This is a genomic window from Candidatus Brocadia sp. (genome assembly GCA_021646415.1).
Classification (GTDB): Bacteria; Planctomycetota; Brocadiia; order Brocadiales; family Brocadiaceae; genus Brocadia.
In genome coordinates, this window is sequence record SOEU01000012.1 from 70,137 (window position 1) to 82,375 (window position 12,239).

13 protein-coding genes, 1 rRNA gene and 1 pseudogene are annotated in these 12,239 nt (G+C 42.8%); 6 read left to right on the top strand and 9 right to left on the bottom strand.

Annotated elements, in window-relative coordinates; all coding sequences use genetic code 11:
• Nucleotides 1-4: 4 nt before the first annotated feature.
• Entirely contained in the window at nt 5-1,051 is a 1,047-nt protein-coding gene (locus tag E3K36_10930; GenBank protein ID MCF6155746.1) for a hypothetical protein, read from the top strand.
• 221 nt (nt 1,052-1,272) lie between these two features.
• Nucleotides 1,273-1,689, top strand: coding sequence for a hypothetical protein (locus tag E3K36_10935; GenBank protein MCF6155747.1), 417 nt, complete (start codon nt 1,273-1,275; stop codon nt 1,687-1,689).
• 827 nt (nt 1,690-2,516) lie between these two features.
• Here the strand turns inward: E3K36_10935 and E3K36_10940 are convergent.
• A complete protein-coding gene (locus E3K36_10940; GenBank protein ID MCF6155748.1) occupies nt 2,517-2,717 on the bottom strand; it encodes a hypothetical protein in 201 nt (66 codons plus the stop codon).
• Between the two features lie 669 nt (nt 2,718-3,386).
• Here E3K36_10940 and E3K36_10945 point away from each other — a divergent pair.
• Entirely contained in the window at nt 3,387-3,656 is a 270-nt protein-coding gene (locus tag E3K36_10945; GenBank protein MCF6155749.1) for a Uma2 family endonuclease, read from the top strand.
• Nucleotides 3,657-3,927: 271 nt separating this feature from the next.
• Nucleotides 3,928-5,418, top strand: coding sequence for a DUF853 family protein (locus E3K36_10950; GenBank protein MCF6155750.1), 1,491 nt, complete (start codon nt 3,928-3,930; stop codon nt 5,416-5,418).
• A gap of 57 nt (nt 5,419-5,475) precedes the next feature.
• Here E3K36_10950 and E3K36_10955 read toward each other — a convergent pair whose 3' ends face one another.
• Nucleotides 5,476-5,715 (bottom strand): hypothetical protein, encoded by a 240-nt coding sequence (locus E3K36_10955; protein ID MCF6155751.1) that lies wholly within the window; start codon nt 5,713-5,715, stop codon nt 5,476-5,478.
• Nucleotides 5,716-5,743: 28 nt separating this feature from the next.
• On the opposite strand from E3K36_10955, the gene E3K36_10960 reads away from it, so the two are divergent.
• Nucleotides 5,744-6,280 (top strand): flavin reductase family protein, encoded by a 537-nt coding sequence (locus E3K36_10960; GenBank protein ID MCF6155752.1) that lies wholly within the window; start codon nt 5,744-5,746, stop codon nt 6,278-6,280.
• Nucleotides 6,281-6,635: 355 nt separating this feature from the next.
• Complete coding sequence (locus E3K36_10965) at nt 6,636-7,187, top strand: Uma2 family endonuclease (protein MCF6155753.1); 552 nt, start codon at nt 6,636-6,638, stop codon at nt 7,185-7,187.
• A gap of 176 nt (nt 7,188-7,363) precedes the next feature.
• Here the strand turns inward: E3K36_10965 and E3K36_10970 are convergent.
• From E3K36_10970 to rrf, 7 genes and pseudogenes are all read right to left on the bottom strand, one after another.
• Nucleotides 7,364-7,945, bottom strand: a pseudogene (locus E3K36_10970) (Uma2 family endonuclease).
• A 70-nt stretch (nt 7,946-8,015) separates the two neighbouring features.
• Nucleotides 8,016-9,452: an Asp-tRNA(Asn)/Glu-tRNA(Gln) amidotransferase subunit GatB gene (gene gatB / locus E3K36_10975; GenBank protein MCF6155754.1), complete on the bottom strand. Its 1,437-nt coding sequence runs from the start codon at nt 9,450-9,452 to the stop codon at nt 8,016-8,018.
• 26 nt (nt 9,453-9,478) lie between these two features.
• Entirely contained in the window at nt 9,479-10,954 is a 1,476-nt protein-coding gene (gene gatA, locus E3K36_10980; GenBank protein MCF6155755.1) for an Asp-tRNA(Asn)/Glu-tRNA(Gln) amidotransferase subunit GatA, read from the bottom strand.
• Nucleotides 10,955-10,981: 27 nt separating this feature from the next.
• A complete protein-coding gene (gene gatC / locus E3K36_10985) occupies nt 10,982-11,263 on the bottom strand; it encodes an Asp-tRNA(Asn)/Glu-tRNA(Gln) amidotransferase subunit GatC (GenBank protein ID MCF6155756.1) in 282 nt (93 codons plus the stop codon).
• A 35-nt stretch (nt 11,264-11,298) separates the two neighbouring features.
• A complete protein-coding gene (gene rpmB, locus E3K36_10990) occupies nt 11,299-11,529 on the bottom strand; it encodes a 50S ribosomal protein L28 (protein MCF6155757.1) in 231 nt (76 codons plus the stop codon).
• Nucleotides 11,530-11,532: 3 nt separating this feature from the next.
• A complete protein-coding gene (locus tag E3K36_10995; GenBank protein MCF6155758.1) occupies nt 11,533-12,006 on the bottom strand; it encodes a transcriptional repressor in 474 nt (157 codons plus the stop codon).
• Nucleotides 12,007-12,101: 95 nt separating this feature from the next.
• Nucleotides 12,102-12,211: ribosomal RNA gene (gene rrf, locus E3K36_11000) — 5S ribosomal RNA — on the bottom strand.
• Between the last annotated feature and the right edge of the window lie 28 nt (nt 12,212-12,239).

The following is a 12,239-nucleotide window of genomic DNA, read 5'->3' on the forward strand; positions in this document are numbered from 1 at the left end:
ATGTATGACTTATTGTGCAGGATGGAAATATCGTGGATCTGTCTTCTTGATTGCGGATACTGCGATAACAAAGCCTGATAAACCAAGCCTAGACTATTCTAGCTTCGGACAACTCCATTCCGATACTAAAGATGGGTATGTGCAAGAGTCCTTGTTGAAGCTAGTACCAATCAGTGAAGGAACAGCTATTGGCTTTGCAGGAAATGTTGCCGTGGCGTCGGAAATAATTGGCTTACTAAAAGATAATGTTGCATACGCGGAGTCAGCCAGAGAGCTAACACGTTTCGCTGACGGCATGGGGCCATTCGATCCTAAGCGAGGAGTAGCTCTTCTTATTGCATCGTCAACCCCAGATGGAAAAAGTGAATTGATTAAGTGGGATACAGCAAAAGGACTCGATAAATCCGATGCTGATTACTACGAGATAGGAAGTCTCACGTCGTATCATGCCGCGTTAACCCCCAGTGTGCTAAAAGTTTTGGCATCCGGCAGTCTTGCGGTTGATCGAGTTCTAGCAATAATTGCGGCAATTGTCCAATCTTATGGCGTTCACGATGATTTGATCCAAATGAATGTAGGTGGGTTGATATTCGGACTATCTACCGCTCAAGGAAAGGTCAGTTGGCAAGAAGACACCAACTATTTACTCTATGGCCCTAATATTAGCTCAGTTTCCTACATTTCAGCCATTAGCCGTGAGAATGCGGTAATTGTGAATTCGTCCCTAACCAATGATACTCGAGTCTTTTCTCACTCTGTATCCGTGGATCAGTCTACGCTCTTGAGCCAAGATTGGCGCAGTAAGGTTCGAGAACAGCTTGATTCAGATAGTTTTCGTTACTGGGTATTCTTTAGTCTGCAAGGTAAGGTGATTACGATCGTAATCCGACACAACCTAGAAACTCAGAGCAAGTATGTTCGCTTATCCCACCTGGGTGAGGGTAAATTTGATCTAGCGATAAGTCCTGAACTACAAGCAATTCTTTGCCAGCCTCTAGAAGAGAAAAACGATGGTAGTATTCCGTTTCGGCTAAATGTACGAAATGATTAGTGCAGGCAGCCTAACAATGCGTGCAGTGGACAGGTGGGTACGTGCTGCGTTATTTGAGCGTTCTCGCAGCTTTGAGCTTTGTCCCGTTTCGACGGCGAGTCTCGTCCCTCCCACCTGCCACTAACGCGAGCCGTTATGCCGCTTGCGTGAAGTATGTGTTCTCTGCCATGCCGTTTGTAAACCAACAATCGCTTTACAATTCCAGGAAAGGAGAATCCGACATGAATCCGTCAGATGAACTGAAAAATGTCATGCTTCGTTACTACCAGAGCATGACATCGGGAGATGTGAGGGCCGTTGAACGCATATTCTCCCTTCAAACTGGTGTCCTTGCAATCGGCAGTGACCCGAACGAGTGGTGGGAAGGGTATGACACGATTGCCCGAATGTTCAAAGCACAATTGCGGGAGATGGGCGGAATACAAATCAAAGCAGGTGAAATGAATGCTTTCATTGAAGGCACAGTGGGTTGGGTTGCGGATCGCCCGACATTCCGCCTGCCGAATGGTCAAGAACTGACATTTCGTGGGACTGCCATCTTTCATAAGGAAGATGGAGAATGGAAAATTGTGCATCTCCATCACTCAATCGGCGTGCCCAACGAAGATGCGGTAGGCAAAGAATTGACCACAAGGTGAAGAGACCCGCCGCCAAAAGGTGTACGACCAAGACGCACGACAGAGAACACACTCAAGCCGACCACGTCACGTACGTGGCTTTCCGGTGAAGGCGGTTTTATTTCGCGTGACATTTTGGACGCGGTGGAGCGCTGAGACGTTATCTACTTTGGTGGGCGTCGCTTTCGAGGCAAATGGCGGTCTAACACGTGTTTCCAGCCGACCGCCTACGCGCGCTGCGAACAATGGTTACTCGCTATTAGTCGTCCTGTGCGTTGAGTCGCCATCTGCCCACTCCGGCGGCTGAAGCGCCCGTCGTTCGTTGAACGAAACCGCTTCGCGGTAGTATTCCAAAGAGTAGGCGTTCGATAGTTTATTCTTTGAGATGGGAAGAATTATTTACCAGGTTGACTGGGATTGATCCACAGATATGCCCTTGTTGTGGAAAAGGCACGATGGTGAGGAGAGAAACATTACTTCCCCTCATTCATGCACCTCCTGGGAAGGGGTAATTCAGTCTTGATTTATCCCAGAGGGAAGTGTATTTTTACTGTACAAAGGAGAGAGGTACGCCCTTTTTGAGCAAATGTCTTTAAAGAATACCAAAGTTTTCAATATATTTTCCTGAAAAACATGATGTTTCCGAAAGCATTATTGACAAATATCTACTACACATGTAACAAAAAATGTATTTTACATAGAAGCCGTATGATTGAATCCCCATAGTATGGGGGCAGCGGCTTCGTTCAACGGTATTTTATCCGTAATTGAGCTTGCGAAGAGGAAGGTATAAACCTCTTTCTCTTTTCACAGGTTCAGGTATAATCAATACGCTTTTTTCATTCCGCTCAACTACGGATAAAATACTTAATGTTGTACGTCGACTCTACCACGATTCCTTGTATCTCCTTCTTAAACGGCTTCAATTCCTTTAATATCACGCCAAGGTCATTGGGGAGTTTCTTCCCAAATATCCGAATGCCTTTCTTATCTATCACCCCTATATAACTATTATCTGAATGTAAATCTATTCCTACATAATAACTCATACATGCTCCTCCTGTTTATCAGTTTTAACAGTTTATTTCACGATGCTTTTATGATACCATTTGGCATATGATTGTTAAGGAGCCTTCTATATGATTACCACATCTTAAACATTAAGAAATTAGCAAAGAAATAAAAACCGCCTAATTGGTATTCAAAAAATTGATTCATTGCATATATCTTGTGCTATTTTCTCAAAGTGTGATTATTTTCTAACTACGGATGATAAGATTTTACAATGGGCAGATCAAATAGACTATATTAAAATTAATGATCCAATTGGTTTCATAAAGGAGGTTCTGTCATGATGACTGATACAGAAATTAGACCATAGATTGGGGGTCAGGTCTTTACAGGCTGTCCGAGAATTCACTTTTTTGCGATTTTTCAAGTCATAAGTCCTTATAAATCAATATCCGAACTTTCGCGAACTTGTATTCTCGGACAACCTGTTTAATCTTGATAATAGTCTTGATGTTAAGCTAAACAACGAAGGTAATTTTATACTTTCGTCACCTCAAAAATCTCCCAAAGCTTTACACTTATTTCTTCAAGCAATTTACATTGACTTTATTTCTCATTTCTGTTAATTTCAGCAAAAAGCATGTTTTATATGTTGTAATAAAGCTGTTTTAGATACCTTTTACTTAAACCAACCTTACAACACTCCCATGACGAAAACGCTTCCAAAGGTAAAATTTACCTATCAGGATTATCTCCATATGTCAGAAGATAGGCGATATGAGCTTATCGAGGGGGAGTTTTTTATGGTGCTTTCATTAAATGAATATCATCAGCGCATATCAAGGGAACTCGAATATGCACTGCTTGGTTACGTAAAAAAGAATATGTCTGGTTTTGTTTATGATGCCCCGTTTGATGTTGCTCTTTCTGATGAAGATGTCGTGCAGCCAGATATTGTCTATGTGTCAAAAGAATGAAAAAACGGCTAGAGATAGATTTGAACCTTGTATTTTCATAACACCATAGAGAAGAGCTCTTTATTTCATCCTTTCCAATGCAACTTTTTCTTTTGAAGGAACACGGGAACACATTGTTGCTAAAGGTCGAGTTGAGGTGGCCGTGCCCCTTTAAACCCGGTTACGCACAGTCATTGGGCGTGAACCATACACTAAAAGAACAAAGTGGTCAACAAGCTCCGAATCATGAAGGTTGGGTGATAGTATTCGCATCGACAGAGAGGAGGAGTGCGTGAAACAGATACTTATCGGCAAGGGCGAACAGCCTGTTTACTTACTCGCGAAGTATGGCAACCGTCATGGTTTGGTCTCAGGAGCAACCGGTACCGGCAAAACTATTTCTCTTATGGTGCTGGCAGAGGGCTTCTCACGTTTGGGCGTGCCGGTATTCATGCCTGACGTAAAAGGTGATGTCGCTGGCCTGGCAATGGCTGGCACCGCCAACGAGAAGATCCGGCAGCGTATTGCCCAAATCGGTGTTGAGGGCTATACCAATGAGGCAAACCCGGTGTTGTTCTGGGATCTGTATGGCAAGGCTGGTCATCCGGTACGCACCACTATTAGTGAAATCGGCCCAGAACTGCTTGGCCGCATCCTCGAAATTAACGATACCCAAGTTGGGATGCTTGAAATCGTTTTCAAGTTGGCGGACGACCATGGCCTTCTATTGCTTGACATCGAAGACCTGCGTGCCCTGCTCGGATTCGTCACAGATAATCGCAAAGAGATCTCGACGCGATATGGCCTGGTAAGTACACAATCCGTAGCCGCCACACAACGCGCTCTGTTGTCGCTGGAGCGGGAAGGCGGGAAATCATTATTCGGCGAGCCTGCACTGGAGCTTAACGATTTGCTGCGTACCGATCTCAGCGGCCGCGGTATCATTAACATCCTGGTCGCAGACCAACTTATCCTGAAACCACGATTGTACTCGAGCTTTCTCCTCTGGCTGCTTTCAGAACTGTTCGAGAACCTGCCTGAGGTGGGCGACCTTGACAAGCCAAAGCTGGTCTTCTTCTTCGATGAGGCCCACCTGCTGTTTGACGATGCACCTCCAATGTTGCGCCAACGGGTGGAGCAGGTCGTGCGAATTATCCGGTCTAAGGGCGTTGGGGTGTATTTCTGCTCGCAATTCCCTGACGATGTGCCAAACGAGATCCTGGGGCAGCTCGGAAACCGCATTCAGCATGCACTGCGGGCTTACACGCCTCGAGACCAGAAGGCAGTGAACACCGCCGCGGAAACCTTCGTTCCAAATCCGAAACTTGATGTCGCCAGAGTCATATCCCAACTCGGTGTTGGCGAGGCTCTGGTTTCCACACTGCAGGAAAAAGGTGTTCCGATGCCGGTAGAACGCACTTTGATTTGTCCGCCGCGTTGCCGGATGGGAGCGGTGACGCCCGAAGAACGTTCGATAGTGCGGGCGCGCAGTCCTATAAGCGGCAAGTATGACTCGCCAGTAAACCGTGAGTCAGCTTACGAGATCCTGAACCGGAGGGCATTGGAGAGGGAGACAGCCGATTCTGTACCGAGCCAGGCTAAAGTAGAGAAACCACCCGAACGTGGTGGACTGGTTGGCGAGTTGCTCTGGGGCACCAGACGCCGGCAGGGCATGGTGGAAACTTTGGCCAAACAGGCCGCGCGTACCGTAGGAAGTCAGATAGGTCGCCAGATCTTACGCGGCGTGCTAGGTGGCATATTAGGCGGATCGCGCCGCCGTTAGTATCCTGGGCTTTAATACCATTTTGGCCGCGCTACTCAAAGCGCTCCTGTGGACGGCCTAATATCCGCCAATGAGTCTTGCCGTAGGACGTAAGACATCATGAAACCCCGAAAAGTTACCGTCTGATTCGTTACGGGATCCATGGCACGGTTGCAGTGGACTGACCTGAAGAGCCTGAAACGTGAGAACGGCAAATGGCCAGTTTGTGACGCCGGCACTTGCTCTGAGCCTGTCAATTGCTTCGCCAGCATCATCAAACTTACCTCGACATTCATAAGGAGAGACAAAGGTACTCATGAAAGCCGCCAAAAATAATGGTTCTAAAATAGTGAAAAAATCGTTTCCCTTGTCCAAGGTCTATGGTCTGCTCGAGCCGGGACCAGTGGTAATGGTCACGACTGCCAGCAAGGGGCGGGCAAACATCATGACCATGTCGTGGCACACGATGATAGATTTCGAGCCGCCAATCGTGGGTTGTGTGATTAGCAATCGAAACTACACGTTCGACATCCTGAAGGCAACCAGGGAATGCGTGATCAACATCCCGACGGTGGAGTTGACGAAAAAGGTGGTAGGCTGCGGGAATACCTCCGGACGAAAGGTCGACAAGTTCAAGACCTTTGGGCTCACACAAGTACTCGCCTCGTGCATCAAGGCACCGCTCATCGGCGAGTGCTATGCGAATCTTGAATGCAAGGTCGTTGATGGGAAGATGGTAGCCAAATACAACCTCTTCATCCTTGAGGTGCTCAAGGCGTGGATCGACCCCGCAAGCAAAGACCCGAGGACGGTTCATCATCGCGGGAGAGGCACGTTCATGGTAGCCGGCGAGACGATCAAGTTACCCTCCAAAATGAAATAGCCTCACTTGCGAAGCCGGAAATGCTCGTCCGCTTCCAATTGGACTCGCACCACCCCACGACTGCTGTGTTGTGTATCTGGCGGTCAAGGTGACCTTTTATTTTCTTTAATTTGAAGAAGAAGTTAAATTATTATTTGAATTAGTGCAACCATTTAAGTATTTGCAAATCATAGAGTTTTAACCCTAAATACTCTCTTGACTTTATTTCTTATTTCTGTTACTTTCACAAACAAAAATCAGTTGGGCGCATCCCCGATTTTTTGTAAACCGGATTAACAAGGCAGGGTGGGCGATGCCTACCCTACTACTGTTTATTTGTGAATTGTCTTTTACGTTATCATTTGTCAGCAAAACCATGGCTAAAACACTTGCAAAGGTAAGATTTACCTATCAGGATTACCTCCATATGTCAGAAGATAAGCGATATGAGCTTGTCGGGGGGGAGTTTTTTATGGTGCCTTCACCAAACGAATATCATCAACGTATATCAAGGGAACTCGGATATGCACTGCTTGGTTACGTGAAAAAGAATAAGTCTGGTTCTGTGTATTACGCCCCGTTTGATGTCGTTTTTTCTGATAAGGATGTCGTGCAGCCAGATATTGTCTATGTGTCAAAAGAGCGAAAAAATATTATCACAAAAGACAATATTCAGGGAGCGCCTGATTTAATCGTAGAAATTATCTCTCCAAAGACAGGGTATCGTGATAGGGAGATCAAACGCAAGCTTTATTTTAAATACGGTGTTAAAGAGTTTTGGATCGTTGATCCGGCAAAACAAACGATAGAGGTATTAACACTCACCAAAAATGGTTACAAGACAGAAAAGTTGTATCCTGCAGACGCTGTCTTGTATTCGCCACTTTTGAAAGGTCTGGAAATAGATTTGAACCTTGTATTTTCATAACCCTAATCCGAACGAGTCGAAAAAGACAAAATCCGAAGCACGAAATTTGTGAGTCAACCCTGTCAGGGTTTTAAACCCTGACAGGGTTAGTTTTTATTCATGTTTTTGCTAAAAATGTCAAAACATTTTTATAAGCGCCTATATAGAGAAGAGCACTTTATTTCATCTTCTCTCATTCAATCTTCTATTTTCTCAATCTCAAAAATCTCCCAAAGGTTTATCTCAATCCCTTCGAGCACTTTGAAAGGTAAGACTTCCTGAGGACCAAATACTTCACCCTTACTATAAGCCCCCATCCACATCCAACAAAAATTTTTTTACATATTCCTCAACAGGATCAATAATGATATATTCTTTTATGCCGGATTTTTCATAAAGACACTTCTTTTCCCTCAAATCCTTTAAAGCTGTGGCAGGTGAAAGGACTTCGATAACAAGATCAGGAGCCCCCCGTATATTCGCATCGCTAATTTTATTCTTATCACAAACAACAAAAAGGTCAGGCTGGACTATATCATATTCGGTAAGAATTACATCAACGGGGGCTATAAACGGTTTGCATGTTTTATTGGTAAGCTTTTGCGTAGCTGACTAAAGAAATTACCTGCAACAATCTGATGCTTCACCGATGGGGCTGGTGTCATGTTATAAGCCACGCCATCAATAATCTCCCATCTCTCATGCTCTGGCCACGTAAGATAGTCATCCCATGTATATTTCTGAGTAGCCTTTTTAACCAAAGGATGTCCCGTTTGCATTTTCCTCTCACATACGTCGTTATCTATAAAAGGAATCATATACAAACAGAATTATACCAAAACTAATTCTTTATGCACCGACTTTTTTCACTAACATCTCATTCACTATTTTTGGATTTGCCTTACCTTTGGTTTCCTTCATCACTTGCCCTACTAAAAAGGTAAGGGCATTTTTTTTGCCCTTTTTGTAATCCTCTATCGCGTCTGGATTGCTTGATATAACCCTCGTTATTACCGCTTCAATCAACCCTTCATCACTGATCTGCGCTAATTTTTTCTCATCAACAACCGTTTTCGGATCCTTTCCCGTTAAAATCATCTCAGAGAATACTTCCTTTGCAATGGTACTGCTGATGGTACCTTTTTCTATTATTTCAACTAAAGCTGCCAATTGTTTGGGCTTGATTTTCAAATTATAGATATCTAATTTTCTATCCTTTACCTCTCTCAACAAATCATTCGTAATCCAATTACAGAACGCCTTAGGGCGATTCACGACTTTTACGCATTCTTCAAAAAAATCTGCAAGTATCTTTTCATCGGTAAGCAAACTAGCATCGTACTCAGAAAGCGCAAACGTTTCCATAAACCTTTGTCTTCGAGCTAAAGGAAGTTCAGGGATCGTGTCTTTTATTGCTCGCAACCATTTTTCATCAATCAAAACAGGCAAAAGGTCTGGTTCCGGGAAATAACGATAGTCCTGGGCTTCTTCTTTTGAACGCATCCGAGCACTCCTCTCATTTAGTTCATCCCATAACCTCGTTTCCCTATCAACTTTTTCTCCCCGATCTAATACCTCTGACTGTCTCTTTGCCTCATATTCTATAGCCTTCAAAACAGACTTCATCGAATTAAGATTCTTTATTTCTACCCTGTCGCCCAGTTTATCAGAGCCTTTCTTCCTGAGCGAAATACTTGCTTCAAACCGAAGAGACCCCTCCTGCATCTTGCAATCTGAAATTCCTGTATATAAAAGTATTTTTCGTAAGGTTTGCATGTAGCTTTCCACCTCATCCACATTTCTCATATCAGGATATGATACGATCTCAAGGAGTGGGACACCCGCCCTGTTAAAATCAACAAGACTGTAATCTGCACCAATTTCTTCGGGATGGATGAGTTTCCCTGCCTCCTCTTCCAGATGGACATTGTGGATACGAATCCTGCTTATGGTGCCATTTACACCGATATCCATGTACCCATCAACACCCAAATTATAATAATTTTGGGAAATCTGGTAGTTTTTTGGCAAATCAGGATAGTAATAACTTTTTCGATCGAAATTTGTAAATTCATCGATCTTACAATTGAGTGCTATAGCTGCCTTCATCGCATACTCAAAGGCCTTTTTGTTCATTACAGGTAAGACACCCGGCATACCAAGGCATACAGGACAGACCTGCGTATTTGGCTCAACACCAAATTTTGTGCTGCATCCACAAAATAATTTCGTGACAGTCGCTAATTCTGCATGAGTTTCTAAACCAATAACAACTTCGTATTCCATACACGAAAGCCTTTTGAATATTATCCTTACACTGAAGAAACCTTCAATACGGGTTTCTTTAGATGGAAATCAGTCTCCCGCTCGAAAGCATATGCGATTTGTAATAATTTTTTCTCTTCAAAATGTTTTCCAAGAATCTGCATTCCAATGGGTAACGCTTCTCTTGAAAACCCACAAGGAATCGAAATACCAGGAATGCCAGCAAGATTTGCCGGAATGGTATAGATATCGGAAAGATACATCTCTAATGGATTATTAGCACGCTCACCTATTTTGAAGGCGGGCACAGGAGAGGTAGGACAAATGATGCAATCAACCTCTTCAAAGGCAATATCGAAATCATTTTTTATTAAATTCCTGACCTTTGATGCCTTCAAATAATAAGCATCATAATATCCGGAACTCAGCGCATAGTTTCCTAACATGATACGCCGTTTGACTTCGTTACCAAATCCTTCAGACCGGGTACGGCAATACATGTCTATAATTCCGTGTGATTCGGATGTCCTGTGTCCATATCGAACACCATCGTAACGTGCTAAATTTGAGCTTGCCTCTGCATTTGCAACAATATAATAAACTGCAACAGCATATTCGGTATGTGGCAAAGATATATCAATAACTTTTGCACCAAGACGTTCATATACTTTCAAAGCATCTTTAAGTGCTTTATGAACATCTGCACTCAAACCAGTTGCAAAGTATTCTTTTGGAATCCCAATCCGTAAGCCATCAATACCGGAATCAATACCATTTAAATAATCAGGAACAGGTACATTTGCAGAAGTAGAGTCATGCAAATCATAACCTGCGATTACCTGTAATATGAGAGCCGCATCGCTCACATCTTTTGTTACTGTGCCAACCTGATCGAGAGAAGAGCCAAAGGCGACCAGACCATACCGTGATACCCGGCCATATGTTGGCTTTAAACCTACGACGCCACAAAAGGCTGCAGGCTGTCTGACAGAACCACCAGTTTCAGATCCTAAAGCCATTATTGAAAGATCAGCAGCTACGGCCGCAGCAGAACCGCCGCTAGAGCCACCAGGGACATAATCAAGATTCCAGGGATTGCGTGTTACTTTGTAACGAGAATTTTCTGTAGATGACCCCATTGCAAATTCGTCTAAATTTGTCTTGCCAATGATTACGGCATCTTCTTCTTTTAGACGATTAACAACAAAGGCGTCATAAGGAGGAATGAAATTCTTAAGTATTTCTGAGGCGCAGGTGGTATATAAATTTTTGGTGCAGATGTTATCTTTAACGGCAACCGGGATACCTGCAAGCAAACCGACTTTTTCGGCATTTTCAATTTTTTTATCAATTTCCGCTGCTTTTTTTAATGCCTCTTCTTCATGTATCGTTATGTAAGCCTGAATATTCGGCTCAACATCTTTTATCCGTTTAACAAAATGCTTAACAAGCTCTGTTACATGTATTTCTTTTGATAAGATTTTTGCTTTTATTTGAAGTGCGGTGGATTCAAAAAGTCTCAAAGACACGTCTCTTTAATTCAAATATCCTTATTCAATTACCTTTGGTACTTTAAAAAAAACACCTTTTATGGCAGGGGCATTTAACTGAACATCTTTTAAAGGAATCGAAGGTTCTAACATATCTTCTCTAAATACATTAGAAGCATTTGTTGTGTAGGCCATCGGTTTAACATTTTCGGTATTTAACTTATTAAGCTTTTCTATATAAGATAGAATATCGCTGAGTTGGTGAACAAACATCTCTTTTTCTGGCTCAGAAAGCTCAACTCGAGAAAGACTAGCTATATATTCAATAACTTTTTTATCTATCTTCATGAAGGCGGACACACCATGCTCTAGTTTTTTTACAAGGCCTTCGTCACTTTACCGGCACTGATACATCGGGTACAAACTCTAATTTTTTTGACGGTGCCACCAATTTTCGCTCTTACTCTTTGTAAATTTATTTTAAATTTTCTTTTGGTTTTACCAGTAATTTTCCTACCAACACCGCCCTTCCACTTAGCTAACCCTCTCCGTTCAATCTGATTTCCAACCTGTGTTTTTTTCCCACATATTAGACATACCTGAGACATAAATCACGCCCCCGCAATTGGATTTTTCTTCCTCGTTACAATATCATTTTTTTTAGTACAATCTTCACATAAACCTTGTATCTGCAAACGATGCGATTCCGGTTCAAACTTATTCTTTCTGCAAACCTCATCTTGAAGTTTTTCTATTCTATGTTCAACGAATTCAATTATCTTTCCACAGTTGTTACAAACCAAGTGATCATGATGATCATTCCCATATACTTGTTCATAGTGCGCATGCCTCTCACCAAAAATAACTTCTCTCAATAAACCACCTTTTACAAGCAAAGAAAGTGTACGATAAATAGTAGCCTTAGAAATTCTTAACTTGTGCAGTCTGAGATCAACCAATAATTCATCTGCTTCAAAATGTTTCGGGTTTGCAAATACCCGATTAAGTATTGCTTGCCTTTCAGGTGTAAATTTTAGATTTTTCGATTCAAGATATTCTTTAAATTTATCCTCATTTGTAAGCATAAAAAATGTGACTTAACGATGATTTTCCGTTTAAAAATCTTTATTAAACAAAAAACCCATCCCGAAATTACGGGACGGGTTTTTATGTAAATAATTCCCGGCAGTAACCTACTCTCCCGACTTTCGCCAGTACCATCGGCGTAAGAAGCTTAACTGCCGTGTTCGGAATGGGAACGGGTGTTTCCTTCTTACTATACCCACCGGAAAAATTAAAAAATCAGGAATAACTTAAC